18 protein-coding genes are annotated in these 26,501 nt (G+C 49.0%); 11 read left to right on the forward strand and 7 right to left on the reverse strand.

Going from position 1 to position 26,501, the window contains the following annotated elements; all coding sequences use genetic code 11:
* Positions 1 to 252: 252 nt before the first annotated feature.
* Both JNA92_RS18525 and JNA92_RS18530 read right to left on the reverse strand, forming a co-directional pair.
* A complete protein-coding gene (locus JNA92_RS18525; protein ID WP_241806094.1) occupies positions 253 to 2,382 on the reverse strand; it encodes a methyl-accepting chemotaxis protein in 2,130 nt (709 codons plus the stop codon).
* A gap of 76 nt (positions 2,383 to 2,458) precedes the next feature.
* Positions 2,459 to 3,775, reverse strand: coding sequence for a hypothetical protein (locus JNA92_RS18530; protein WP_241806138.1), 1,317 nt, complete (start codon positions 3,773 to 3,775; stop codon positions 2,459 to 2,461).
* A 437-nt stretch (positions 3,776 to 4,212) separates the two neighbouring features.
* Between JNA92_RS18530 and JNA92_RS18535 the strand changes: the two genes are divergently transcribed.
* The 10 genes from JNA92_RS18535 to azu all read left to right on the forward strand — a co-directional run bounded on the left by JNA92_RS18535 (position 4,213) and on the right by azu (position 16,649).
* Positions 4,213 to 5,679, forward strand: coding sequence for a benzaldehyde dehydrogenase (locus JNA92_RS18535; RefSeq protein ID WP_241806095.1), 1,467 nt, complete (start codon positions 4,213 to 4,215; stop codon positions 5,677 to 5,679).
* A gap of 167 nt (positions 5,680 to 5,846) precedes the next feature.
* On the forward strand, positions 5,847 to 7,625 hold the full coding sequence (locus JNA92_RS18540) for a sigma-54-dependent Fis family transcriptional regulator (protein ID WP_241806096.1): 1,779 nt from the start codon (positions 5,847 to 5,849) through the stop codon (positions 7,623 to 7,625).
* 54 nt (positions 7,626 to 7,679) lie between these two features.
* Positions 7,680 to 9,431 carry an ABC transporter ATP-binding protein gene (locus tag JNA92_RS18545; RefSeq protein WP_241806097.1) on the forward strand — a complete coding sequence of 584 codons (1,752 nt, stop codon included), beginning with the start codon at positions 7,680 to 7,682 and terminating at the stop codon, positions 9,429 to 9,431.
* 11 nt (positions 9,432 to 9,442) lie between these two features.
* Positions 9,443 to 10,744, forward strand: a complete 1,302-nt coding sequence (gene qhpG / locus JNA92_RS18550) for a flavin-dependent monooxygenase QhpG (protein WP_431312472.1) — start codon at positions 9,443 to 9,445, stop codon at positions 10,742 to 10,744.
* Positions 10,745 to 11,019: 275 nt separating this feature from the next.
* Positions 11,020 to 12,570 (forward strand): quinohemoprotein amine dehydrogenase subunit alpha, encoded by a 1,551-nt coding sequence (gene peaA / locus JNA92_RS18555; RefSeq protein WP_241806099.1) that lies wholly within the window; start codon positions 11,020 to 11,022, stop codon positions 12,568 to 12,570.
* An 8-nt stretch (positions 12,571 to 12,578) separates the two neighbouring features.
* Entirely contained in the window at positions 12,579 to 14,006 is a 1,428-nt protein-coding gene (gene peaB / locus JNA92_RS18560; RefSeq protein ID WP_241806100.1) for a quinohemoprotein amine dehydrogenase maturation protein, read from the forward strand.
* A gap of 2 nt (positions 14,007 to 14,008) precedes the next feature.
* Complete coding sequence (gene qhpC, locus JNA92_RS18565) at positions 14,009 to 14,329, forward strand: quinohemoprotein amine dehydrogenase subunit gamma (RefSeq protein WP_241806101.1); 321 nt, start codon at positions 14,009 to 14,011, stop codon at positions 14,327 to 14,329.
* A gap of 9 nt (positions 14,330 to 14,338) precedes the next feature.
* Positions 14,339 to 15,436, forward strand: a complete 1,098-nt coding sequence (peaD, locus tag JNA92_RS18570) for a quinohemoprotein amine dehydrogenase subunit beta (protein ID WP_241806102.1) — start codon at positions 14,339 to 14,341, stop codon at positions 15,434 to 15,436.
* The gene (qhpE, locus tag JNA92_RS18575; RefSeq protein WP_277818205.1) at positions 15,430 to 16,101 is read left to right on the forward strand and encodes a subtilisin-like serine protease QhpE; all 672 of its coding nucleotides are present in this window, start codon (positions 15,430 to 15,432) and stop codon (positions 16,099 to 16,101) included. The genes peaD and qhpE overlap by 7 nt, the downstream gene beginning before the upstream one ends.
* A 101-nt stretch (positions 16,102 to 16,202) precedes the next feature.
* Positions 16,203 to 16,649 (forward strand): azurin, encoded by a 447-nt coding sequence (gene azu, locus JNA92_RS18580; RefSeq protein ID WP_241806103.1) that lies wholly within the window; start codon positions 16,203 to 16,205, stop codon positions 16,647 to 16,649.
* Positions 16,650 to 17,374: 725 nt separating this feature from the next.
* On the opposite strand, the gene JNA92_RS18585 is transcribed toward azu, so the two are convergent.
* Positions 17,375 to 18,721: an aspartate aminotransferase family protein gene (locus tag JNA92_RS18585; RefSeq protein WP_241806104.1), complete on the reverse strand. Its 1,347-nt coding sequence runs from the start codon at positions 18,719 to 18,721 to the stop codon at positions 17,375 to 17,377.
* Between the two features lie 708 nt (positions 18,722 to 19,429).
* Between JNA92_RS18585 and JNA92_RS18590 the strand changes: the two genes are divergently transcribed.
* A complete protein-coding gene (locus JNA92_RS18590) occupies positions 19,430 to 20,347 on the forward strand; it encodes a LysR family transcriptional regulator (protein ID WP_241806105.1) in 918 nt (305 codons plus the stop codon).
* A 69-nt stretch (positions 20,348 to 20,416) separates the two neighbouring features.
* Here the strand turns inward: JNA92_RS18590 and JNA92_RS18595 are convergent, their stop codons facing one another.
* From JNA92_RS18595 to JNA92_RS18610, 4 genes are all read right to left on the reverse strand, one after another.
* Positions 20,417 to 21,889 (reverse strand): aldehyde dehydrogenase family protein, encoded by a 1,473-nt coding sequence (locus JNA92_RS18595; RefSeq protein WP_241806106.1) that lies wholly within the window; start codon positions 21,887 to 21,889, stop codon positions 20,417 to 20,419.
* Positions 21,890 to 21,991: 102 nt separating this feature from the next.
* A complete protein-coding gene (locus tag JNA92_RS18600; protein ID WP_241806107.1) occupies positions 21,992 to 23,401 on the reverse strand; it encodes an APC family permease in 1,410 nt (469 codons plus the stop codon).
* A 192-nt stretch (positions 23,402 to 23,593) separates the two neighbouring features.
* Complete coding sequence (locus JNA92_RS18605; RefSeq protein ID WP_241806108.1) at positions 23,594 to 24,919, reverse strand: alginate export family protein; 1,326 nt, start codon at positions 24,917 to 24,919, stop codon at positions 23,594 to 23,596.
* Positions 24,920 to 25,057: 138 nt separating this feature from the next.
* A complete protein-coding gene (locus JNA92_RS18610) occupies positions 25,058 to 26,467 on the reverse strand; it encodes an APC family permease (protein ID WP_241806109.1) in 1,410 nt (469 codons plus the stop codon).
* Positions 26,468 to 26,501: the final 34 nt, after the last annotated feature.

Raw genomic sequence — 26,501 nt, forward strand, 5'->3', positions numbered from 1 at the left:
GATGGCTAATGCGCATCATTCCAGGTTTGTTTTGGCAGTTTATATGAATATGTCGGAACGGACGCTCATTGGAAATTATTGATGAGATCGGACAAACACCTGAGAAAGCAGTAGAGGCGGCACGGATCGAGGAGGCCTGAAATATGCTCGTTAACTGAAAAATACCATTAAGGGTTATTGCGCCGAAAACTGATTCAGATAGGTGAGCGGGCTCATGGCGCCCACCTATAACGGTTTGCTGGATGATTGTGATTAGGTTTTGAAAACGCCGACAAGACGCGTCTGCTCTACGGCTTGTTCGTTCAGTAATTGGCTAGCTTTGAAAGAAGCTCGGCTCTTTTCGGATAACGATTCTGTAACGTCACGTATCGTTGAGACGCTCCTACTCACTTCGTCTGTTACTCGGCTTTGTTCCTCAGCCGCGCTGGCTATTTGTAGGGTCATTTCATTAACCACACTTACGGCTGATCCAATGCTATGGAAGGATTGAGCAGCCAAATTGACCCTGTCTACGCCTTCAGCGACTTGTAGAGTACCACTGCTCATAGCGCTGTGAACATTCCGAGCGCAAAGTTGAAGTCGGACAATTACATCCCGGATTTCTTCAACCGAGCTACCAGTATGCTTAGCTAAACTCCTAACTTCATCGGCTACCACAGCGAATCCTCTGCCACTCTCTCCAGCTCGAGCTGCCTCAATGGCGGCATTCAAAGCGAGTAGATTGATTTGTTTTGCGATAGAGTGGATGACTTGTAAAACAGAGCCGATTTGCTGACTGCTATCAGACAGTCCTTGAGCATGATCCATTGCTTCGGCCAACCCTTTAGCCAGTTGTTGAATCGTATTGGCAGTCTGGGTTATGACGCTCAAACCTTGCTGGGCAGAATCCTCTGCCTCTCTAGTCGCTAGCGCAGCTTGAGATGCGTTCTTAGCTACGTCAATTGCAGAGGAGCTGAGTTCATGCGTAGCAGTAGCGACCTGGTCGACCTCTAGAAACTGTTTTTGTATCCCAATATCAAGGTCGGTAGCTAATGAGGCCGACTGTTGTGATGTCTTGTTTGCATCTCCAGCGAGATCCTGGATTTCTTTAATCAATGGCTGAAGGGAATCCAAGAAACGGTTAAACCAACTTGAGAGCTGTCCCAATTCATCGCTTCGTTTGTAAGAAACTCTTGAGGTCAAATCGCCTCCGCCCACTGCAATATCTTTGAGCGCATTTGCTATTTCTAATATGGGCTTCGTCACGCCTTTCGCGGTAAACCAAATGAAAATTAATCCCAGCAAGCCAACAAGGCTACCCACTAATAATTGGAGGGCGAGGTTCTCATCGTTTCTATGATCAAGTTCGCTTTTAAGATATAAAGCAGGAACCAAAACTTTAGACTTAGGGGCGCTGATCAGAATTTTCCACGGTTGCGAGTCAGGAATTGGTGCTGTAGGAGTAGACACACTGAGGCTTTGCTCGTCAGATACGATTTCCTGGCCATCGCTCAGCTTGCTGCCTGTAATGGCGCGCGTTGTGTCGCTAGTAACAGTGCCTAGCAGGTTCTGATTAGCGCTGTCGCCGGCGATGATTCCGCTTGGTGTGAAGATTCTTATTGTACCTGTCCCGCCGTAAAGTGAGTTTGCTGCGCTTCCAACCAGTGCTTGTAAGTTGTTGAGGCTGATATCGAGGCCGGCCACACCTAAGACTTCACTCCCGCGCTTGATGGGGAAAGCAAGGGTGATGATTAGAGTGCGCGTACCAGAAGAGTCATCGAAGTAGGGTGAAAGCAAGCACGGTTTGCCCGTTTGAATAGGGCAGTCATACCACCTGCGAAAGGGCGATCCGTCAAGTCCGGGTGTCTCGTCATTTATAATGGATTCCGGTGTGGCCATTGATGTTAGGCTTCCGCTTCCACGTGATATATAATATGAAAATCGGCCCAGTTCATTACTACCAAGGGCTGTTTGATTTATATAATTTCGGTCTGATTTGTCAAGAGCGTTTGGCTCGAATACAATGTACATACTAAGAATTTCAGCGTTGTTTGACAGTTTTTGAGAAGCTAGTGAAATAAGTTCCTGTCTAATTGCTCCGGGGAGGAAGTTGTGTCTTACTGATAGCTCTTGTATCTTTGAGGCCTGGTTTGCTAAGTCTTGTCCTTCCTTGAAGGCCGATAAAAAATATTTTTGCAAGCTGAAGCTTTGTGCTTTGCCTTCAACTAGAAGCCGCTGTTCGGTCGCGAGTTCGATAGATTGAAAACTGCTATTCTTAACGAATTCATTGGATATATTAGCTCTGATGATCGATGTATACGTTAAGCATGCAATGGAAGATAGAAGACAGATTCCAACGAGCAGCGTTAAACGGTGCTGTATTGACATTCGTAGCAGGGGCATTGGAACGCTCCGAAATTTCTCGATGTAGAGCTGACGGTAGACCCGTCAGCTTGGTACCTAGATCTCAAAAGACTGCTCAGAAGAAAGTGCCGACGACCAACTGGAAATAGGAATTCAAATTATTACTTCCCGTTTGTAATCCGCCATTTTCAGAAGATTTATCGGGTTTGAAAAAACCTATAAGCGGACTAATCATAAAGTGCTCATTTATCATCCACTCTACATAAATATCGGCTTCATCACCCGAGAGGTTTGTATGCGACTTATCAATGCCATCGAAGTCAAAGTACAAAGCACCAATGGTAAGGTCGTCACTTGGTCTCGCCTTAAATCCTACGTGGTGAACGCGAGTATTAGTATTGAAGGGGCCAGCATAGTTTCCAGCCACCTCGCCTTGGAACCAAGTTCCGTAGCCGCGGCTCAAACCATAAAACAGTGGATCGAACTCTTCTGAAAACCGACTGTACCGATATGTCGCTTCTGGTTTCCAAGGCGTTTCGCTGAACGTCCAGCTACCTTCAAGATACCAAGCGTTTTCTCTTCCGCTTTTCTTATCTTGTGTAGCGTATTCGAATGCGAGATTTAGATCATCTATGCCAAACGAACTTTTCCCGCGCATACTTACAGTTTCCATACCGTCCCGCTCCAACTGTGCCGGAGTGGAGTAGTCTGGATTAACGTCAAGGCCTTTAATGTATGTAGTGCCCAGTGTACCACTATCGCTAATGTACTCCGCGTTCACCACTGCAAGCTCTGTTTGAGCCTGGGCTCTGTTATCAGATTTTAGCCACATAAAATCGCCGCGAAGCCCACTGCTGCCACCAATTCGGAGGACGGTGGTTTTATCAAAGGCTTTACGAGGTGCTAGGTAATAGGCGCCTCCTCGGTCGAAATTTGACCCAAGGTTTGCATCTCCGAAGTTTAAAGCGTCACCTTTAATAAGGAAACCATCTCCAACTGTTACTTCTTGGCGTCCAGAAGAGATATCAATTCCATTATTGCCAAAAGCTGGGAACAGATTACCTGAGCGCCATCCCAGATAAGCATCCTCAATTGCGGTACGTCGTTCGGTTCCTTTTGTGAAACCAGCTGCATCGCCGTCGCCCCAGCTTCCGGAACTCAGAGCACTCAACGCGCCATAGAGTGTAGTGTCAAGTGCAAAGGCTTGACTCCCGTCAAACCCTAGTTTTACGTAACCTTCCTGCCACTCTTTACTGCCAGATGACGTTTGCCCCACCGTTGAGTACGATTCATCGGAATGCATGAATGCAGCGATGGCTTGGAAATTTGCGTTGAGCTTGGTCTTTTCGTGATTGACTAATTCGTACGCTGAAACCTGCAAGCAAGGAATGAAGAGGACAAGCGCTGATGCGATTTTTTTTCTGGTATGCATTTCTACCGTGCTCTTATGTTGTTGTGAGGCAGAGGTGATTGCAACTCTAGTTTTGGTGGAGGCGCCGTAGCTTTGTTTATGCAGGGCACACATGTGAATGGGCGCCATTAGATTTATTTGCAGATGCCGTGCCAATGAAGGTTCAACGCTTAACTCCAGGGCGCTTGGTAACAACCGAGGGTCAGCACAGCGTGAAAGTGTTCATTTATTGAACGACAGTGTTTAAAGCTTGAACAAGTTTTGTCGCTTATCAAAGGCTAGGGTTACGCTGTGGAGGGCAGTTCACAGATGAAGTGTGCAATATTTGAACACGTACTTTAATAGTTGTGTTCAAAAATTAAACACGCATGGGCTCAAATCCTATGGATCTAAGGGTGGCACAATTTGTGCTAGATGAAGATTGGTTGCAATCAAAAACAACAAGGCAAAGGTAAGTTATGAGCAGTCTCGAACAAATGTTGCCCATGGAACTCTGGAGCGGCCGTCTTTTTACAGGTCAATGGATTTCTAGTGGTGCTAATCGACCTGTCTTTGAGCCCGCCACCGGCTGCGAGCTTGGTTCTGTCGCGATGGCTGACGCGCAAGTCGTTTGCGAGTCTGTTAAGATCGCAAAAGTTGCTCAAGACTCTTGGTACCAATTGCCATACGAAAAGCGCGCTGAGATTCTAAGAAAGGCCTTTACAATAGGTGAGACTTTCCGAGAGGAAATAGTTTATTGGATTGTCCGCGAAAGTGGTTCTACAAGGGCAAAGGCAGAGTTTGAGCTATCAGTTTCGCTCAAGTCCTTGCAAGAAGCAGCTGCACTTCCCGCAAGAAGTCAGGGTGAAGTATTGCCCGCACGCGCCGGGCGCCTGAGCATTGCTAGGAGACGGCCGTTGGGAGTTGTCGGTGTAATCTCTCCCTTTAACTTCCCGCTATACCTAGCAATGCGTGCAGTTGCGCCTGCACTCGCTGTTGGAAATAGCGTTGTGTTGAAGCCAGATCCCAGGACGGCTGTTTGCGGAGGTTTGATAATTGCCCGGCTCTTTGAGCTCGCAGGGCTGCCCAGTGGGGTGCTACATGTGCTTCCGGGAGAAGGTGATGCAGGTGCTGCATTGGTCTCGGCACCTGAAGTAGCAATGATCCAGTTTACCGGATCTACAGCCGCGGGGCGGAAAGTCGGTGAAGCTGCAGGAAAACATTTAAAGAAAGTTTCTCTAGAGCTAGGTGGAAAGAATTCACTTATCATCTTGGACGATGCTGATATTGATATCGCTGTTGCTAATGCTGTATGGGGCTCATACTTGCATCAAGGTCAAATCTGTATGGCGACGGGAAGAATCCTCGTTCAGAGGGGGATATATGACCAGTTTCTGACCCGCCTTGTAAAAAAAGCAAAAACCATGCAGGTTGGTGACCCGTCAAAAGAAAATGTCGAGTTAGGGCCAATCATTAATCAGCAGCAGATCGATAATATAAAGCGTATTGTCCGGTCTGCAGTTGAGGCCGGAGCGAAGCTGGAGGTCGGCGGGGGGCACGAAAATCTATTTTTCGAGGCAACCGTATTGAGCAATGTTAGTAATTCCAATCCTGCATTCAAAGAAGAGATTTTCGGCCCCGTGGCTGTGGTGATTCCTTTTGACAAGGATGATGATGCCTGTATTTTGGCAAATGATACAGAATATGGCCTGTCTGCTGGTGTTATCACAAGTAATGTAGGACGAGCTATGAAAATAGCTGACTGTATAAATTCCGGTATACTTCATATAAACGACCAGACGGTTAATGATGAAGTAGTCAACCCTTTCGGTGGGACTGGAGCTTCCGGAAATGGGTCTAGCGTTGGCGGGGCGTCAAATTGGGAGGAGTACACACAATGGCAATGGCTCACTGTCCAAAGTGAGGCGCCACTGTACCCGCTCTGAAGACATTAAGGATTGTGTGGTAGCTCTCTTTGGCGCCAAGGCAACTCGGCGCCTTTTTTAGGACGACAGACGGAGAGCTAGATATAATCGAAAGGGCATGGAACGCATATCTAGGAAATACGTCTAATTGAAGCGGTAACGCCATGATAAATAAAGACATCTCACGAATGGCCATCCTCGATGACGCAAGGCGTGCATTGTGGGAGGGAGCAACGCTACCCAGTGGTCTCCTTTCGGCCGACGTGGCTGAATCCTGGAAGCGCTCAAGAGATGCTGGCGTGTCACCGTGGGATAAGCGACTGGGCGTTTATTTTGCTATTCATGAGCTTTCTGATAGCGATTTGCTTTTGGGTAAATGCGCAGCTCCAGAATTGGAGAGGCTTTGGGATGTATTGGGTGGCTCTAACTGGACGTTACTTTGTGTGAACACTCAGGGGGTAATAGTGCATGCTAAAAATTCCCAAGTCACAAGCCCTCTAGATTCTTTGGTTGTCGGAGCTCGTATACATGAGTCAGATATAGGTACCACAGCGCCAGGATGCACTATCTTCGGCCAGCAGCCTATAGTTATTGCCGGTGGCGAGCATTACCTTAAAGAGTTCGAAAACTTCTTCTGTGTTTCAGTGCCGTTATTTGGTTTGCGAGGTGAGTTTGTCGGTGCATTGGATGTGACGGGAATAGGTTCTAAGAACTCAGGTGCTGTCTTGGAGCAACTAACTATCGCGGCTATGGCGGTTGAGAGCCGCTTGTATGCATCCGTTAAGGATTGCGAAATTATCGCAATGCAGTTTGACCCTCGTTTCATAGGTACGCCGTATCAAGGGCTGCTCGCCATCGATTCGAGAGGAGTTGTCCAAGCCGCAAATGGTGTGGCAAGAAAAATTCTCGGATTAAATGGGCCGCTTGATGCTCAATGCGAATTAAGATGGGATGAGGTTTTTCAAAGTAGCTCTAATAAAGTTTCTGGGGCGCCTGATCTTATAGATCTGCATGAGGGAGCTTCAATTTATGCCCAGCTCTTGCAAAGCAGTAAGCTCCCAGCCAGCTTTAATCTTGACGTTGTTCCAACCGTCTTAGGTGAAGACGCTGTAGTTAATAAAATGTTTGGGATGGCCAGTAAAGCCTTTGCTGCCGGAGTACCCATCTTACTCCTAGGTGAGACTGGCACTGGTAAAGAGGTTTTTGCACGCGCTTTGCACGACGCCCATTGCACAAATGCACCGTTTGTTGCAATAAACTGCTCTGCTATCCCGGAATCGTTAATAGAAGCTGAGCTATTTGGATATGTTGAGGGATCTTTCACCGGCGCAAAAAAAGGCGGGGCTAAAGGACGTTTAGAGGAAGCCAACGGCGGGACGCTGTTACTCGATGAAATCGGTGATATGCCATTCTTGCTCCAATCTCGACTTCTTCGAGTACTGCAGGAAAAGGCTGTAACAAAAATAGGTAGTTCCGAGAGGTCTTCTCTGGATATCCGAATTGTTTGCGCTACTCACTGTGATGTCAACCAGCTGATCGCCGAGAAGCATTTTCGCGAAGATTTATACTACAGAATCAATGGCTTAAAGGTTTCCCTTCCTCCGCTTAGAAATAGGAAAGATGTACATGCGCTTATCAAGCGGCTTTGCTTGGCGCTTCAGGGAGGTGCTCTCAGCGCTGAATCGTTAGAATTGCTCCTAGGCCAAAAGTGGCCAGGTAATATTCGCCAGCTCGAACAGTCGATTAAGTTGGCAGTAGCGCTTGCAGGGCCCGGTGCTACATTACTTCCGGAACATTTTCCAAATCTGACGATTCTCGAAGATAGTCGCAGTTCTAGTCTTCTCAAAGAGTATGAGAAAAGTAAGATTCAAGATGCTCTAGAGGCAAATGGCGGTAACGTCAAAGCTACCGCAGAGCAACTAGGGATTGCTCGCGGTACTATCTACAGGCGATTGCGCAGCGAGTGAACTTAGCCGTATCGCCGCGAATTGCTCCGCTGAACAGAGTCGTGGAGAATCTGGATGCTTCTGGGAATGTTAGTCAAGTTAGTTGATGGGTCTAACCCTGCGCGATTGAGAGAAGGGTTGGCCTGGCTGTTTGAGTTTGTCCGGCCACGCATTTATTCAGTTAGCGGCTTGCTTATTCTGTCTGTAATAGCATCAGCCCTCGCGTTAGTTCAGCCCTGGCTTATTAAACACTTGATAGATGAGGGCATCTTGCGGAAGGATTTTACGCACCTGATGCAGACTGCAATTTGTATGTTTGCAGTTGGAGTTTTAAGCAGCGTTTTAAGTTGTGTAAGTCGCTATTTTCATACGAGGCTCTCTGGTGACATATTGTTCGATTTACGCAAGTCTATTTATAGCCATTTGCAAAAGTTGCCACCCAGCTTTTATGTGAAGAGGCGGCTGGGCGATATAGTGTCGCGGATAGATGGTGATGTCTCCGAAATTCAAAGGTTTTCGATTGATGCGCTATTTACAGCCGTTTCGTCAGTCGTAGGTCTCATAGGTGCGATATGCTTTATGTTGATGTTGTCCTGGCCTCTCACTCTGATGTTGTGCGTGTTAGTGCCCTTCGAAATTTTATGGCTTAGTTATATGCGTAAAAAAGTTGCGGCAAATACAGCTCTCTTGCGTGAGCGGTCAGCCGATGTCTCTTCGTATTTAGTTGAGAAATTGCCGGCCATGAAATTTGTACAATCGTGCGTTAAGGAACAGGCCGAGATTGAACAGTATAGCTCGCTGGGTCAGCGTTATATGCATCAGTTGTTAAGGCTTCAGGTGGTTGAGTTTATCACCAAGGCATTACCTGTAACGGCTATTTCCTTCTGTAAGATGCTTGTGTTTGTTGTTGGTGGTTATTGGGTGATGGCAGGTCAATGGCAGTTAGGTGCACTGATTGCCTTTTCAACATATTTAGGAATGGCAGTCGGGCCGGTTCAAAGCATGATGGGGCTGTATGTCGCAATCCAAAGGATGACTGTTAGTCTCGATCGCGTGCTTGAGTTGAAAGGAGAACCAGTTTTGGTGAGCGATATTAAAGCGCCGAAAGAGCTCAAGAATCACACCGGCGATTTGGTCTGTGATGGTGTTTGGTTTAGATATCCAGGTCAAGATAGCTACGTGCTGCGTAATGTAAGTTTCCATATTGAATCGGGTTCTAAGGTTGCTTTTGTGGGTTCATCCGGTTCAGGTAAGACAACTTTAACCGACCTTTTGCTTAGATTTTACGATCCGGACGGCGGTAGAGTCTTTCTCGGTGGTATTGATTTGCGCAATATGAGTCTTGCTCATTTGCGCAAGAAAATTGCTATTGTTTCTCAAGATATCGTTCTGTTTAGAGGTACTTTGAAGGAAAATATTACCTATCCCTCAGCGTGTTCTTCATTATCAGACCTCAGGCAGGCGTGCGATCGAGCTAAACTCACTGATTGGATTGATTCACTTCCTGAAGGCCTAGATACGCAAATGGGCGAGCGTGGTCAGCGGCTATCAGGAGGTCAAAAGCAAAGACTAGCGATAGCGCGTGCGCTTCTGCAGCAACCCGAAATTCTCATATTAGACGAAGCTACTTCAGCAGTGGATGAGCATACCGAGCGCGAAATTCTTGACGAGATCGATCTTCTCTTTACAGGAAAAACAAGAATTGTTATTAGCCACCGCAAATCTACGCTTGAAGGTTGTGACAGGCAGCTGTCGTTTTGTAATGGAGGCGTGAAGGTTGAAATTCAGAAGCTTGAACTGCATAAAAAAACTAAAGCGGAGTATTGAAATTGAGTATTGTGGTTGTTGGTGGCGGGCCAGCCGGTGTATCTTGTGCAGTAGGTCTTACCCGTATGGGATATCCTGTCCAACTAATAAATTCGCCTCGTCGGTTCAACTCTTATGAAGGTATTTCCCCCCGAGTCTGCCGAGCCTTGGTAGACGCTGGTTTACAAAGGGCGGCCGCTACAGTAGAGACGCCGAAGCTAAGACAGGTTGAATGGGGTGAAGAGATCAGTCGCTTTAATAGCGAGTCGGTTATTGATAGGCGGGTTTTTGATTTGGCCCTGTTAGAGGACGCTGCCGCGCACGGTGTCGTGATTATCAATGGCCAGGTAACAAAGATTGAAACGATGCGTAATGGCTATGTCATAAGTTTCGAATCTGATAGCAGACAAGAAAAACTGCAAACTTTTTTCCTAGTTGAGGCTCGCGGACGAAAGGCTGCCTACGGTAGGGACAAGATAACCGGGCCAGGCAGTGTGAGTTTAATCGCCGGCTGGAAGTCAGGCGTCATTCTAAGATCATCGATACTCGAAAGCCTAGAGACTGGTTGGATGTGGGCCAACAGTACTAGCGATGGTTTTTTGTATACTCAACTATCCCTAGATGCAGCTAGTGACTTTTTGAAAGATCTTATGGAGCCCGCTGCATATCTCGATTATTTGCGTAAAGAATCTAAATTTTTTTCAAAGATTTGCATGGCCGGAATTCAATCAGCTCAACCAGTATTTGCTCGTGGTAGTACGCCGATTTGTAGTTCTGCAGTAGGTGGCCCAAATTGGTTGAAGATTGGTGATGCTGCAATGGCCGTCGATCCTCTATCCGGAAATGGAATTTTTCAGGCGTTATCTACGTCACTTCAAGCGCCCGCAGTGATCAATACGCTTATCACTCGCCCTAAAAGCTCACAACTAGCCTTGGACTTTCACCGTGATCGCATTCAACATCTTTTTACGCGATTCGCACGCGTCGGGCGAGATTTCTACAGAATCGGTTTGCAAAACAATCCCAATTCAGATTATTGGAAAGCGCGTTCGCTATGGCCTGATGACGTTCCCTTAGATACAGTAATCAATTTCAAATCAATTCATATTACCGAAAGGGGGGTGGTGGATCACGGTTTGATCAAGCGGGCTCGAGTTGTCGCCTCGTCCGAGCAGCCGCTTGGGATGTGGCACTTGGGAGGCCTGGAGTTAGCGCCAAGAGTGCAGCGTGTACTGCAAGGTGAAAGTCTTTCGAGCGTGGTATCCGATCTGGAGGGCGACGATTCAAAGAGGTTTAAAGCTTGGCTACGTAACCAAGGCTACAATGGGGGATGATCACCTACGAGCGTGTATAGGTGCGTGTTCAGTTGCCTTGAACACGTGTTCTAAAATTGAGCATTTCTACCGAGTTCGCTCATGGCATTGCCCTGTCTCGTTTGAGGTTAACTAGCTGATTTTAAAGCATTTGTCATTTCTGGCACGTATTTTGTTGTTGGTTGTTGGTGTGTGCGCCCGTTCAGATGAACGAGAGAAAATAAGCACGTCGCGGTATTCACTGCCTAACAATAAGAGGGCCTTAGCCCTTGTGATAAGCCAGAGGACGTCGATTGATGAAGTCACTAAAACACCTCGTTGTAGCCTCCAGCTGCGCGGGCTTTTTCTTATTCTCTGCTCAAGACGTCTCAGCGCAGACTGGTGAGCAAGTCCTCAACGGGGTTTGTGTAGCATGTCACCTGAAGCGCCCAGATGGCACGCTGGAGCGAATCGATAGCGTTCGTAAGACTCCTGAAGGCTGGGATATGACTGTGGTACGTATGATGCGTAATCATCAAGTGCCGCTAAGCCTTGAAGACCGTACAGAGGTTGTGCGCTATCTGGCTTCAACCCGTGGCCTCAGCATCGATGAAACGGAGGGTAGGCGATATGTGCTTGAAAAAGAGCCTGTCGCTAGCGATGAAGCTCCAAACCAATTGCTGACCGAAACATGCAGTCGGTGCCATTCATTCGCACGAGTAGCTCTTCAGCGGCGAACAGCAGATGATTGGGAAAAATTACTTAATTTCCATTTGGCGCAATTCCCTGGCATTGAGCTGCAAGCATTAGCGAGGGATAGAGACTGGTGGTCAGTAGTACATAATGATGTACTTCCCTACCTTTCTACGCACTTCCCTTTAGGTCGTGCGCCGCAGCCAGTGAACTCCGGCCTGGAAAAAGATTGGGTGATTGCAGGCCATGTGCCTGGCAAAGGTGATTATGTCGGTACGCTTGACGTAAATAAAGTAGGCGATACTTACAGCGTCAGAATGGCCTATAAAATCGCAGGAAAAAGTGAATCCTTCCAAGGTAAGGCAGTATTGCTAGGGGATGGTGAGTGGCGTGCTACATTGACAGATGGTGCTACAAAAATCCAACAAGTCTTTGCCTTGGGTAAAGACGGTGCTCTTAGCGGACGCTGGTTTATCAAGGGTAATGAGGTTGTGGGGGGACGCTTCGTTGCGATACCCAAAAACTCACCGTCTAGGGCCATTGGGGTAAGCCCAGAATATGCACGAGTTGGTGTTGATACTGAAGTTACTATTGTAGGCGCAAAACTGAGTGGTAAGGTTGTGTTCCCCGCTGGTATGAACGGAGAAGTCGTCTCCCAGACCGATGATAAGTTAGTGATCCGAGTAAAACCTGAAAATGATCTGGGTTCTGTGAAGATCGCTGTTGGCGCGACGGAAGCCCCGTTGGTTGTTTATTCAAAGCTTGATCGCATCTCTGTAGAGCCCAATATGGCGGTTGCGCGTGTTGGTGGTAACGGTGGCCCCATCCCTAAAACTCCTGCTCAGTTCGAGGCAGTGGGTTACCTGAATGGCTCCGATGCCAAGCCAGGTACTGCGGATGATGTCCGTGTCGGAGTATTTTCGGCGAAATGGTCGGTTGACAATTGGGATGAGGCGGCTACCGCCATGAAGGACGCTCAATTTGCTGGAACGATCGATGAAACTGGAAAGTTCACCCCGGCCGATGCTGGGCCTAATCCTGACCGCCCTATGTCGACAAATAATCTTGGTAACTTAAAGGTAACAGCCGCTGTTGAGAATAAGGGTCAACAGATTACCGGTGAAGCCCATCTATATTCCACGGTTCAGCGGTTTATTGACCCACCAATTCGTTGAGGTGCTATATGGGCGCACTTACTCTGATTCGCCACAATTCGCACAAGATAGAAGTTGATGGTCATTCGATGCTTTTGCATGTGCCTTCAACCGGCCTCTTTGAACTTGACGAGATTGGGCGTCGTATTTATGAAGTCTTCAGTACAAATGATGAGATTGATTTGGATGAGATTGCATCCGAAATCGGTCATGAATATTCACCGCAAAACATTTTGGATTGTGTGCGGTCGATGCTTGACATGGAGATCGTACGGGAGTCTGGTGTAAGTGAAAAATTACGCGTTCCGTCCGTGGTCGAATCCATCCCACTTTCGACGATTGTGCTCAATGTTAACACTGGCTGTAATCTTTCTTGTACTTACTGTTATAAGGAAGATCTGACTACCCCGTCCAAAGGGGAGAAAATGCAGTTTGATACAGCCAAAGCGTCTTTCGATCTCCTGCTCCATCAAGCTAAAGATAGGGCACAGGTGAACGTTGTTTTCTTTGGTGGTGAACCGCTATCAAATTATCCACTTATTCAACAAGTTGTTGAGTATGGTGAGCTACGTGCCAAAGAAGAGGGGAAGGCGGTTGAATTCTCCCTGACAACGAACGGCACACTCCTCACTGAGTCCATAGTGGATTGGCTTGATCTGCATAAAGTCGCTGTTACAGTCTCGATGGATGGCCCTAAGGCGCTTCACGATAAAAACAGGATCACCGTCGGAGGCCAAGGCACTTACGAGGTAGTTGCTCGCAAGGTTAAAATGTTGTTGGAGCGTTATAAGGCCAAACCTGTAGGCGTTCGAGTTACGCTTACTCGAGGCGTTACAGATGTTATTGGAATTCATGAGCATCTTAAGAACAATCTCGGTTTTGCTGAGGTAGGTTTTGGCCCTGTGACGTCTGGTGGTGTTTCTGCATTTAACTTGGATTCAGTCTCGCTCAAGCAAGTTTTTGATGACATGAAAGTGCTTGGACGAAAATATGTTGAAGCCGCTTGCCGCAATGAAAATATCGGCTTTTCCAACATGCATCAACTTTTGGTGGATATTTCACAAGGAACTAAGAAGGCTGTCCCGTGCGGTGCGGGTTTAGGACTTTTGGCAGTTGATAAAAAGGGAGACCTTCATCTGTGTCACCGCTTTGTCGGTTCCAACGAGCCTACCTATGGCAACGTAACCCAAGGAATTGATACTCCAAAGCTCGCATCATTCATAACGAAAGCGCAGGACAGGTCGCAGTTTGGTTGTAATACGTGCCGGATTCGTTCGATCTGTGCAGGTGGCTGTTATCACGAGTCGTATGCTAGGCAGGGAGACCCTTTTGCTCCCGTGTACCACTATTGTGATTTACTTAGAGACTGGGTTGACTTTGGCATCGAATCGTATGTAAAAATTATGACAAAAAACCCTGCATTTTTTCGAAATCATCTCGATGCCAGGAGTAAATAATTATGAAGAATTTCATACCTGCAAACGCCAAAGCTAAACTTCTCACTGAAGCTCTGTCGGAAGGTCGAGAAGAAGAAGTAATCGCTATGAACGCTTTAGTGGGCTGTTCTACGTCATTCGATCCTGGGTGGGAAGTTGACGGCTTCGGGGGCGTATCTAACCTGTGCCAACCCATGGAAGCAGATCTATACGCATGCAGCGATCCTTGCTGGTGGCCAGCTCAAGTACCAGACACCATGTCTACCTATCCCAATTGGGATGATAAGGCTGCTGACACGACTCAGGACTGGCGCAATCTTAGTTCTGTATTTCCCGATTCTTGAGGTATGATTATGAAAAATAAAAAAATAAATGCTCTCATCATATCTGTATTAATATCGGTAGCTGCTGAGCATGCTCTTGCTAAAGAGTATATAGCTGCGCCTATTCACCCACATAATATTGCAATTGTCGATACTGAGAAGTTTTCGGTGGTAAAAATTCTCAATATTGATAATAGTCATACTCCCGCCACTACGCTCTCAATCAGTCCTGAGGGAAAGTTTGTCTACGCTATTGCCAACGGTAGCCAGAGTGTTGTGAAAATCGATATAGCTAGTGGTGCCAATGTCGGAAGAATCGATATGAGTACTCCTGGTGAAAAAGTAACAGCGATGTGGGGTATGTCGCTTTCGCCGGATGGCAAAACTATAGTCGTTTATCAAAACCCGGTGAAGATGCTCCTCACTGAGTATCAAGTGCAGCCAACAAAAATTGCTTTCTACGATTCGGAAACTCTGAAGCTTAAATTCACAGCGCCTGCGCCGCGACAAATCGCTACGCTCATGTTCTCAACTGATGGTAAGAAGTTGTATGGTATGGGGCGCGAAATGTATGTTTTCAGTGCTCTTGACGGTAAGAAGATCGACCAGATGCCAATTCAAAGTTGGTCTAGTGATAAAAACTTCCCGCCGGATCTTTTGAATGTCTGGAGTCAGTATGAAACTTCAAATATGGTTGTGGCTCCATATTATTTAAAGCTTCGCAACAAGTCAGATGATGATCCAGAAGTTTTTCAAACAGGTTTGTATACTTTGGATTTAAGGACGGGCGCGCAAAAGTTGGTCAATGTCGAGCCGACTAAGTCAGTCTATTTTTCGGCCACAGCGAGTCCTGATCATAAGCGCGCCTACGGAGTGTATAATGTCCTCCAGTCATTTGATTTGACAAAAGAAGGAAAGCCAATTAAGCAAATTCCTTTGCCGCATACTTATTATACAGTTCATGTGACTCCCGATAATAAGAATGTCTGGCTTGGCGGAGCAGCTGCCGACTTCTTAGTTTTGAACGCTGAGACACTCGAGAAGGTTGCCCAGGTGGAGATTCCAGGAGGGGGGCATATGTCCAACAATGCTGTTCGTATGTTCTCGGTTAAAGATGGCTCATGGTAAGAGTCGGCATCATTGACAGCGGTGGTGCTAAGTGGGATCTGCAAGGCTCCGCAGCATTCGACCCTCAAGGTCAGATCACTGATGCTAGGCCCGATATGCTGGGTCACGGTACTGCCGTGGCCTCAGTTATCAGCCAAGGGTGCCCCGGGGCATCTTTGGTTCACGCTCAAGTTATGACAGATCGAGCTGTCACCAGCGCGTTGAGAGTAGCAGCAGCGTTGAGCTGGTTAACTAATTTGGGGGGGGAGCGCCGCGTGGACGTCGTTTGTATGAGTTTTGGCTTGGCCGCGGACAGGGAATTACTAAGGTTATCTATCAATGAAGCATTCGAAGCCGGAATAATTTTGATTGCATCCTCGCCAGCAAGACGTCTGCCAGAGGTTTCGTGTTATCCGGCTGATTATGAGTGTGTTATCGCGGCAACTGGTGATGCCCGCTGCGATTGGGGTGGAGTCTCGGTGCTTTCTCCGAAATTGTTTGGTACTTGGAGTAATAGTCCTGAGCAAGGTGGCCAAGGGGCTGCAGGAGCGAGTATCGCTGCGGCAAGACTCGCAGGACTTGTAGCGGAACTGATGTTCAAGTCGAGTGGGCCTTTAAGCTATCCGGATATCGTTCGTACATTAGTAAGGAAGGCATCTTTCCATGGTGCTGAAGTTAAACGGTAAACTACGTCCCGTCTGGGGATGTCTAGGAGTGCTGCGCCTCTGATCTTTTGTTGTGCACTATCAAATTTCAATAATAACGTTTTTTGCATTCGAGTCTTTTGATGAATAAGAAATTTCTTGTTGCGGTAGTTTTCTCGTTGCCTGCTTTTGCGAGCGCTGGCCAGTGTCAGGTGGATGTGGCAAGCTCTGATCAGATGCGCTTTGATAAGAGTGTCATTGAGGTAAGTAAGAGTTGCCCTACCTTTAATTTGACCTTGAACAATTCAGGCACTATGCCAAAAACTGTAATGGGTCATAACATTGTTATTGTTAAAAAGTCTGACGCAGACTCGGTTGCGCGTGATGCAATAGCTGCAGGCGCAGGTTCAGAATATGTGAAAGCAGGCGACACCCGAATTATTGCGCATACAAAGATGTTGGGTGGTGGTGAAAAAGATACCATCGCTATTGATCCTGCTAAACTTCAAGAGGGGGAGGAGTATTTGTTTTTCTGCTCGTTCCCTGGGCATCGAGTTATGATGTCGGGAAGCTTGTTAGTTAAAAAGTGATCTGGGCGGCAGGTGCCTATAGGCTCCTGCCTCGATCTCAATTTGTAATTTATTTTTTCGTTGGTTTTATTAAAATGTTGTGTGTATTCAATGGTGATATCAGATCTTCTGATAAAAAAAGCGTCCGCGTAAGCTGCAAACGGATGTTGGCTTTTGTCGAAGCGAACGCGCTTGTTAGGCACGCTATTCGCTAATATTCATGCTTTAAGTTATTGGGTCTTTTCGTTCCCTCAAGCTACGCAAATGGATATAGTCTGGCAACCCTTTTTCAATCAAAATCTAAAATAAAATGGCCACCAATCGGTTACCGAATGGTGGCCAGCGGTACTGCTCTCCGTCAGAACTGCACCTATCTGATCTATCGCGAGGAAAAGCCAACCTAGCGCCCGATCAAGAATTCTTATCTGTAGCTACACGTCATGATTTCATGATGGTTTGACGCTTAGTAAAAAAGCCTCTTTAGCATGCGCATAGAGAGGCTGAGGTTTAGCAAAACCAAAAGATTTGCGTGAGAAGATCCTGCAAAACGTATTTAGCCGTATATGGAGTATTTTTGCAATTTTAGTTTGTGATTATGTGATCTTGAAATTAGAAACATGCATCCCCGAAAAGTCTCCGACTACGGGGCGAATAGCGCTAACTAAAAGCCCCCGGCAGCTTATGGCTGTCGAGGGCTCCCATTAGTTTGAGACTCTGTCAGTTGGGTAGCACGTTGGGCGCATCGTTCAGGCTTTGCTATAGATCGCCTTGATGATGTCTTTGGTGGTCTCAATGTACCCCTGGACATCCTCGTCGGTCATTGGCAGCGTCAGTCCGATCTGGCCACGGTGCACTGGGTAGTAGCCACGGGTGGCCATTTCCAGGGCATAGATGCCCATGCTGTTCTCATCGATCTTGTGCCAGTAGTCACGGTGGGTCGTGATTTTTTGACCTGGCTCCTTGGTGAATGCATAGGCGAAGACCGAGAAGGAGCCGAATACGGTGAACGGGTAGCCTTGTTCGGCTGCCCAGTCGTTCAGTTCTTTCTTGATGGTTGCTGCCATGTCGTTGAGGCGTTTGTACGCCTTGGCATCCATGGCTTCCATGCAAGCAATGCCAGCAGCACAGGCCATAGGGTGGCCGTGGTGGGTGCCGGAGATCATCACCTGGTTATCTTCGAGAACACGGAATACTTTACGGCTACCGCCTACGGCACCAATCGGCAGCCCACCGCCGATCATTTTGCCCATCACGGTCAGATCGGGTTTGATTTCGTACTCGCTTTGCAGGCCATTATAGGCGGCCCGAAGGGTGATGGTTTCGTCCACGATCAGGAGGATACCCAGCTCCTCGGTCAAGGCTCGCAGCTTTTGCACGAACTCTTTTTTGAGCTCAACGATGCCGCCTGCGCACGACTGGAGTTCCATAATCACGCATGCAATTTCTTCGGCATTCCCGCGCAGGATCTTCTCGCAGGCTTCAAAGTTGTTCTGGATCAGAACCAGAACGTTGTCGCTCTTGTAGGATGGAATGCCGTCAGAGTCTGGTAACGCTTTCGGGTTGAAGTCTGGCCCCGGGAAGTTGGCTGGGCTTGGATGTGCAGAGATGGCCAGGTCGTCTGTGAAGCCGTGGTAGCCACCCTCGAATTTGGCGATTTTATTTCGCCCAGTGTAGCCGCGAGCAATCCGAACAGCGCTGAGGCAGGCTTCGCTGGCCGAGCAAAAGAACTTCACCTGTTCGACGGACTCGATCCGGTCGCTCAGCAGTTTGGCCAAGCCTAGCTCATGATCCGTTGGGTTCCCGAAGGAGAATCCACTCGGCAGCAGCGCTTCAATGGCTTTCACCACAGCAGGGTGGTTGTGCCCGAGTACATTGGTTGAAAAATTATTATTAAGGTCAAGTAGCTTTCTGCCCTCAATAGTGTGGATATACTGTCCCTCACCTTTATCGACGAAGATTGCGTGCGGGCCGTAACCAAAGGTGCGACGGCTAAAGCCACCAGGAATGTAATCATTCCCTTTTGAAGTTTCTGCTTTGGAAAGATGAAAAGCTTCCGAGAAATTTTTTAGAGATTGTTGGTAATCAAGCTTCATGGCTATTTCCGCATTCAAAGTGTCTTCAGCTGTCATCAAGGGCGGCGAGTTGTATTGCTTTTCCTCAGCGCTATACCCTTGTCTCCATCCGGAAAGATTTCTCTTTTTAAGATGAAGGTCAGCTCCTTTCCTAATCTCTGAGCCACCTATTAATTAATAAGGTTGTTTCGGAGATTCGCAGATAATACTATTTTTATTTCGTTGTTAGGGGCAATCTCGGTTTTAGGATTGTTTGATCGCAATTCGTGATCGTGTAGCTGGGAATCGATTGGGTCGCCGTATCACAAGAGTTTTGAGCAGAGATTTACGTTGGCGGTTTGTCAAATCGAGCAACTTGAGAGCTCTGAAGCGATGTGCTTTTGAGGGCTGTGCCCGCATCAGGGGATTGGAAGTGGGTAGCGAGTGTTACCGATTCGAGGCGGATTGTTACCCATTTATTACTATTGAGTTCATAGCTTTATAGATAAAATGTGGGTAGTCATGGCATGCCTAGAGCCGGCTTGGCCGTGCATCGAGCTTGTGTCGCTGCGCGCTGCAAATCGCCACATCAGCGCTCATAGGGCCAGATTGCTGCGCTGGGTTGGCGCGAGGCGAGTGAAAAAGCGTATTACTCGGCACCTATGCTCCTACAGGCCTTCGAAGGTTATGATCTTTGCATGAATCTTGCTTGATATTTAGCTTCGACAATTTCCATGAGCCGAGCCCCCCATGGATACTAGACAATTAATCTTGGCCTCCAGACTCGCTGAGACCTTGCATTTCGGCAAGACTGCGGAAATTGAGAATATTGCCCAATCTGGGTTGAGCGCACAGATCGCGAAGCTGGAACACGAGCTAGGCTTCAAGTTGTTCGAGCGTACCAGTCATCGCGTGTCTCTTACTGATGCGGGTCAAACTTTTATCGAAAGAGTACGAGTTCTTCTGGATAATTTGAACAATACGGTCGTGGAGTGCCGGGCCATTGCGGAAAGTAGCCGTGGTGTCCTGAAGCTTGGCTTCTTTGGAGAGGCGGCTGGAGAGCTGACGCACTTAATATTTTCGTTGTTCCAAAAGAGCAATGCGAACATTCGGTTAGTGGTTACCGAGCTCTCGATGACCAATCAGGTGCAGGCGTTGATTTCCGGAAAAGTGGATGCAGCACTCATTCGACTTCCGGTTTGCGATCCGCGTCTTGAGTTCGATGTCATGTTTGATGAGCCTCGTGTTGCGGCGGTGCCCATAAACCATGAGATGGCCGATGCTCCGATATTGCGAATGGCCGATATTATCGAGCAGCCGTTTGCAGTTGCAGGGGAGGGGGCGCCTTCTGAGTGGGCCGCCTACTGGAGCTTGGCAAACGAGAGGCCTGGCCGCATTGGTGCATATGTGCAGTCGATTCCTGAAAGCTTGGCCGCTGTTGCCTACGGTGGAGCTTTCGATACCTACCCACTGGCTGCCACGCGTCTGTACACGCATCCAGGTGTCCGATATGTGCCTTTGGCGGATGCGCCTCGTAGCATCTTGGCCATCGCGACGGTCGCAGGCAATCGTTCTCCAGCTGTGCGATCACTGCGGCGTTGTGTAAACGAGATCATTGAAACCTCGTTATCGTGCATTCCAGAGGCTCGGCGGGCCCAGGTAGCCTGATCACCGCCGAGTATCACTCAGAATAGATATCGTGTAGAACCCGGTCGGTTGCCTCACCGGGTGTGCACATTAAAAAGGGTAATGGCGAGGTTGGCGTTGCACCGATACCCATTGGGTTGTGGTGAACTCGTCGATTGCCCAATCACCATTGAACCGACCCAGGCCGGAGTTCTTCTCTCCACCGAATGGGACGTTGGCGGCATCTGCGACTGGGATGTCATTGACGTGCGCCATGCCGGAATGAATCCTCCGGGCAAACTGCACACCTCGATCCAGATCGCCACTGAACACTGCTGCTGAAAGACCGAACTGGGTATTGTTGGCCAGCTCAAGCGCATGATCTGGGTTGTCCGCACGCATCAAGCCCGCAATCGGGCCGAAAATCTCTTCGACCGCCAGCTCCATGTAAGGTTTAACCTCAGTGAAGACATGAGGAGCGAAGACCAAGTCTTGAGACTCTCCAGCATAGGCCAGTACGGCGCCTTCACGCTTGGCTTGGGCTACCTTCTGGGTCAGGCCATTGAACTGCTTCCGGTTGATCACTGGGCCAACTGCCGTTTGCGGGTCTCTCGGATCACCAATAACGAGCTTGCTCACACGCTGGATGAACAAGGAAGCGAAATCATCATAGATTGAGTCTTCGACAATGATCCTGTTAATGGCCATGCAGATTTGGCCCTGGTGCAGGAACTTGCCTACTACTGCAGCGTGTACAGCGAGTTCAAGGTCAGCGTCCGCCAATACCACGAATGGGTTGTTGCCCCCCAGTTCGAGGGCTACGTGTTTGAGGTAGTCACCGCTACTCGCTTGGCGAGCGATGTTCTGGCCAATTGGGGTCGACCCTGTGAATGAAATGAAGCTTGGGACAGGGTGGGACACGAAGTCGTCGCCGATTTCGGCGCCAGCGCCCACGACCACGCTGAGCAGGCCTGATGGTAGCCCTGCTTCCTCGAAAATTCGTGCAAGTAGGAGTCCTCCAGTCACCGGGGTGTCACTGGCCGGTTTCACAACGACTGCGTTACCAAGAGCCAGTGCCGGGGCCAGGGAGCGTTGGGTCAAGTGGAATGGAAAGTTCCACGGACTAATGACGCCCACGACGCCCAGTGGGCGTCGGTAAACGCGGCTTTCCTTGTTCGGGATATCCGACTCCACAATTCGACCATGTACACGGTTTGGGAAGGATGCAGCCTCTACAGTGATGCCTTTGGCTGTTGCCCACTCGATCTCGGCCTTAACACGCGTACTGCCCGATTCCGCGATGATCCACTCCACGATCTCTTCGCGACGCTCATCGAAGATCTGGGCCGCACGGAGCATGATTGCAGCACGAGCAGTGGGGCCTGTTTCTGCCCAGGCAACCTGAGCCTCTTTGGCCCGCGCGTAGGCTTCGTTCAAATCATCTTTGCTGGCTAGGGGGATTTCGATCAATGGTCGACGTGTGTAAGGGTCGCTAACAGTCATTGATCGACCTGTGCTGCCCTCGCGCCAGATTCCGGCGATGGGTTGAAGGTTAAACGAGGCATAAGGTTGAGGCTTATTCATTGTTATCTCCAAAATCACGTGGTCAGAATCAACCACTTGCATTGCTCGATAGCCTTGAATTGGCACGGCTACCGTTCTGTTTTCTGTTTGTTATGCCGTCTGTCAGGAGGCAGCGTGGGTTGCGTGGAGCTTGTCTTTAGCCCGGTAGCCATTGAGTAGGCCTAGCACTGCGGCGACCAGCACTAGCCACGGTAGGTAGGTGGCTAGCCCTTCTTTGGTGCCGGTGAGTTCGTTGAAGTTTTTCACTGCGAGGAACACCGCGAATGCAAGGCCACCGCCACCCAGGGTTGGAGCAATTACTCCCTGCCAGGAACTGCACTTTTTGGTTTTGACGGTGAAGCCAACCACTGCTGCGGCGCCAAGCGTTTGCAGTGCCAGAATGGCAAGCGTCCCCAGGCCGACCATCCACATGTACAGGTGTTGAATTGGATCGGAATTGGCGACCATGAACGCGCCGACGACAAGGACTGTGGCTATCGACAACGTCACGCTGGCGACATGAGGGCTCGCATGTTTCGGGTGTACACGGCTGAGTGGCTTCGGTACGAAGTGGCTACGTGCGAGTGCGAAGAGGTAGCGGCTGAGGGCATTGTGGAAGGAAAGCAGCACTGCAAAGACACTAGAGACAACGAGGAGCTTCATGACCTCTGTCGAGAGGGTGCCCACATACTGTGTGTTGGCATTGAAGACGAAATTGACCATGTCCGCCCCAGCGATGGCTTGGACATCGCTGTTTGCGTAGGCGAGTCCGATGCTCCAGGTGGTGAGGGTGTAGAAGATCCCGATGATTGCAATAGCTACATAGGTAGCAAGGGGGACGGTACGGTTTGGGTTCTTGGCTTCTTCACCGTAGAGCGTGGTGGATTCAAATCCAACGAAACAGCAGAACGCAAACATCAGCGCTACGCCCAGGCCAGGGGTAAATACCTGAGAGGGTAAGAAACCGTTCCAGCTCAGCTTTCCAATATCAGTCTGTGCGATGACTGCGACGTCGAAGATCACCAAAATCAGGATTTCAAAGATCATCAACACGCCTAGTACCTTGGCCGATACCTTCACGTCCAGGTAGCCAAATACGCCGACCAAGCCAATGATTAGCAGCGCCACAATACGCCAATCGACCTGCATGCCGGCGAAGGAAGAGCTAAGCTCAGCTCCAAAGGCCGCGAATTGGCCGTATATGCCGGCGAGCATTGCGATGTAGGCCAGCAAGGCTATGCCACCAGCAGCGTTGCCTGCGGGGCGGCCTAGGCCATGACTTACAAGTTCAGCAAATCCGCCCGCGCTGATCACATGGCGGCTCATCGCCGCAAAACCGATCGCGAACAGTAATAGCACCAGCGAGGCGATGAGGTAGATCCCGGGCGCGCCAGCACCCCCCATTGCGAATACAACCGGGCCGGCGCCTAAGGTAGCGCCAAGCGGAGCCGCAGCCGCGATGACAAAAAAAACGATGTCTGAGACACCAAGAGATTTGGGCTTCAGCCCTTGTTGCGCCGTGTCATTTTGCATGCAGATCTCCCCTAACAGCGGGACAGTTTTTGGAGTAGTTATTGGTCTAAGGATTCTTCGCCTGCTTGTGGAGGCTGGCAATCGCGAAAGCCTGATCGTTCAATCTAGGTAAGCGATTGAACAAAGGCTTCGCGCACCGTTCCTTCCAGCTACATCCAGGCTCAGCGGGTAAGACTGGTGAAGTAGATGGGATTAGAAGAAAGTGCCTACGATCAGCTGAAGGTAGGTGTTGGTGGAATTGTTACCCAGCTGAAGGCCGCCGTCTTCCGCCCTCTTCTTCGGCTGGAAGAAACCAACTACAGGGCTGATCAGGAGGTGCTCGTTTACCATCAATTCCGCATAAAAGTCGAGTTCCCGTCCGTCAAGATTGCCAAGGCCCTTGTCGATTGTTTTAAAGTCGAATGCCAATGCACCCACCGTTAGATTTTCGGTCGGCTTCGCTTTAATTCCAATATGCTGGACTTTGGTGTTTTGGTTGAACGGGCCTGCATAGTTGGAAGAAACTTCCCCTTGGAACCAAGTCCCATAACCCCTGCTTTGGCCATAAAAAAGGGTGTCGTAGTTTTCGGAGAAGCGGCTGTACCGATAGGTGAGCGTCGGCGACCAAGGTAGTTCTTTGAATGTCCAGCCACCCTCAAGGTACCAAGCGTCCTCGCTGCCGCTTTTTCTATCTTCATTAGCATATTCAAATGAAAGATGGAGTTGTTCAACGCCGAGAGAGCCAACACCCCTGATACTTACTACGTTCATTCCATCACGCTCGAGCTGCGCTGGAGTGGCGTAACGTTCATTTACGTCCATCCCATGGATGTAAGTGAGGCCAAGCGTGCCTAGTTCGTTGACGTGCTCAAGAGTGGCGATTCCCATCTCTGTTTCGGCTTGGGCGCGGTTGTCTGATTTGATCCACGCCAAATCACTACGCCATCCCTGGTCACCTCCAAGTTTCACGACAGCTGTGTTTTTGAAGGCTTTGCGGGCGGCAAGGTAGTAAGCACCGCCACGATCATAGTTACCACCCAGGCCCACGTCACCATAGCTCACGCCGTCGCTGTGGATCATAAAACCGTCCCCAATGGTAACCTGTTGGCTACCTGCAGAGACATCTACCCCGTTGTGGCCGAGGGTAGGGAACATGTCTCCGGATCGCCAGCCGATATAGGCATCGTTGACAGCAGTTCTGCGCTCACTGCCCTCGGTAAAGCCAGCAGCATCTCCGTCGCCCCAAGTGCCGGAGCTGATCAGGTTGAATGCACCATACAGACTGGATTTTTGAAAAAACTCCTGGCTACCGCTCAGGCCGTACTTAATGTATCCCTCACGCCAGCTCGAACTCCCTGCGCTTCGGTTGCCAAAGACGTTATAGCTTTCTTCGCTATGCATAAGTGCATACACAGCCTCTAGGTTTGCATCGATTTTAGTGCCGCCACTTGCAGTAATTTCATATGCATGGCTGGCCAGTGAGTAGCTAAGGGCCACGCACGGAATAATCTTTGTGATGCTGTTCTTGCTAAATATCATGACTAGTGTCCTTTGTTATCTTGTTGTCGGCAGAGTCATTGTCAAAGGCAATGCTGAGCCTTCTCTTGTCATTAAGAGTTTGAAGACTCAGCAGTAACTAAGGGGCTGCTCAGGTACCCAAGGGCTGTATGCGTAGGGTCAGGTAGAGGCTGGATTTCCGTTGTTGGCTAGCCGCTTAGGCTTTCGGATCCCGTTAAGAGTACCCACCACTGCTGCTACCAATACCAGCCAAGGGAGTTGGCTAGCGAGCCCAGATTTCGCACCACTCAGATCCTGGAAGTTGGAGATCGCAAGCAGAACTACGGCGAATAGTCCGCTACCGCCAAGCACTGGGGCTACGAGTCCCTGCCAGAAGTGACCTTGGCGAGTTTTCTTAAAGTAAGCGATGACAGCAATGGATCCCATTGTTTGCAGAACCAAGATGCCCAGAGTGCCAAGCGCCACCATCCACATGTAGAGGCTATTAATAGGGTCGGCATCTGCGACCATGAAGGCTACGATTATGATCAGAGTAATAGCGCTTAGAGCGGTACTTGCATTGTGAGGGGTGCTGTGTTTGGAGTGTACGACGCTGAGCTTCTTGAACAAAAATCCTGAGCGAGACAGAGAGAAAAGATAGCGACAAAGAGCATTGTGGAATGACAGTAACACAGCAAATAAACTTGTTACGGCCAAGATCTGCATCAGGCTGGTCGACCATACACCTACATATTTGGTATTAACGTTGAAAACGAAGTTTACAAGGTCGGCCCCTGCTGCTGCCTGGATATCCGAACCATTGTATGCAATGCCTAGACACCAGGTCGTGATTGTGTAGAAGATGCCAATAAGTGCGATTGCGATGTAGGTCGCTTTGGGGATCGTCTTGTGAGGTTTTTTTGCCTCTTCGCCGTAGATGGTTGTGGACTCAAAACCGACAAAACAGGCAAATGCGAACATGAAAGCGACGCCTAGGCCAGGTGTACTGAAGTCGGTTGGAAGAAGGTTGATGAAAGTGATTGCTGATGAGTCAGATTTGATGAGCACGGCCACATCGAAGATCACTAAAATAAGAACCTCTAGGATCATGAGGACTCCAAGAACCTTGGCTGAAATGTTGACATCTAGGTAGCCAAAAGTTCCAACGACGAGAACCGCTAATACGGCGCTAACTTGCCAGGTTAATTCGATGCCGGCAAAATTCTTGAACGCTTCTGAGTTAAAAGCCGCGAAGGCACCGAAAATACCTATGAGCATGCAAATGTAGGCTAGGATGGCGATCCCTGACGCTGCATTCCCGAATGGTTTCCCTATCCCAACCTTTACTAGCTCAGCAACCCCCCCTGCGCTCACCACGAAGCGGCTCATCGCCGCAAAGCCAATGGCGAACAGCATGAGAATTATGGACGCAGTCAGGTACAAGCCTGGTGCGCTTGGGCCTCCGATTGCGAATACAGCTGGGGCCGCGCCTAGGGTTGCTCCAAGTGGAGCGGCTGCAGCTACGACAAAGAATACGATGTCCGACACACCCAGTGAATTTTGCCTTAGCTTATGCTCAGTGGTTTGCATAATGTTCTCCGCAAGTTGCCATTCTCCCACTCTG

It is taken from the genome of Pseudomonas putida, from assembly GCF_022627325.1.
Classification (GTDB): domain Bacteria; phylum Pseudomonadota; class Gammaproteobacteria; order Pseudomonadales; family Pseudomonadaceae; genus Aquipseudomonas; species Aquipseudomonas putida_X.

Excerpts from the sequence above, each read along its gene's own strand:
- JNA92_RS18525 (WP_241806094.1), bottom strand. The coding sequence starts at position 2,382 with ATGCCCCTGCTACGAATGTCAATACAGCACCGTTTAACGCTGCTCGTT.
- JNA92_RS18530 (WP_241806138.1), bottom strand. The coding sequence starts at position 3,775 with ATGCATACCAGAAAAAAAATCGCATCAGCGCTTGTCCTCTTCATTCCT.
- JNA92_RS18535 (WP_241806095.1), top strand. The coding sequence starts at position 4,213 with ATGAGCAGTCTCGAACAAATGTTGCCCATGGAACTCTGGAGCGGCCGT.
- JNA92_RS18540 (WP_241806096.1), top strand. The coding sequence starts at position 5,847 with ATGGCCATCCTCGATGACGCAAGGCGTGCATTGTGGGAGGGAGCAACG.
- JNA92_RS18545 (WP_241806097.1), top strand. The coding sequence starts at position 7,680 with ATGCTTCTGGGAATGTTAGTCAAGTTAGTTGATGGGTCTAACCCTGCG.
- peaA (WP_241806099.1), top strand. The coding sequence starts at position 11,020 with ATGAAGTCACTAAAACACCTCGTTGTAGCCTCCAGCTGCGCGGGCTTT.
- peaB (WP_241806100.1), top strand. The coding sequence starts at position 12,579 with ATGGGCGCACTTACTCTGATTCGCCACAATTCGCACAAGATAGAAGTT.
- qhpC (WP_241806101.1), top strand. The coding sequence starts at position 14,009 with ATGAAGAATTTCATACCTGCAAACGCCAAAGCTAAACTTCTCACTGAA.
- peaD (WP_241806102.1), top strand. The coding sequence starts at position 14,339 with ATGAAAAATAAAAAAATAAATGCTCTCATCATATCTGTATTAATATCG.
- qhpE (WP_277818205.1), top strand. The coding sequence starts at position 15,430 with ATGGTAAGAGTCGGCATCATTGACAGCGGTGGTGCTAAGTGGGATCTG.
- azu (WP_241806103.1), top strand. The coding sequence starts at position 16,203 with ATGAATAAGAAATTTCTTGTTGCGGTAGTTTTCTCGTTGCCTGCTTTT.
- JNA92_RS18585 (WP_241806104.1), bottom strand. The coding sequence starts at position 18,721 with ATGAAGCTTGATTACCAACAATCTCTAAAAAATTTCTCGGAAGCTTTT.
- JNA92_RS18590 (WP_241806105.1), top strand. The coding sequence starts at position 19,430 with ATGGATACTAGACAATTAATCTTGGCCTCCAGACTCGCTGAGACCTTG.
- JNA92_RS18595 (WP_241806106.1), bottom strand. The coding sequence starts at position 21,889 with ATGAATAAGCCTCAACCTTATGCCTCGTTTAACCTTCAACCCATCGCC.
- JNA92_RS18600 (WP_241806107.1), bottom strand. The coding sequence starts at position 23,401 with ATGCAAAATGACACGGCGCAACAAGGGCTGAAGCCCAAATCTCTTGGT.
- JNA92_RS18605 (WP_241806108.1), bottom strand. The coding sequence starts at position 24,919 with ATGATATTTAGCAAGAACAGCATCACAAAGATTATTCCGTGCGTGGCC.
- JNA92_RS18610 (WP_241806109.1), bottom strand. The coding sequence starts at position 26,467 with ATGCAAACCACTGAGCATAAGCTAAGGCAAAATTCACTGGGTGTGTCG.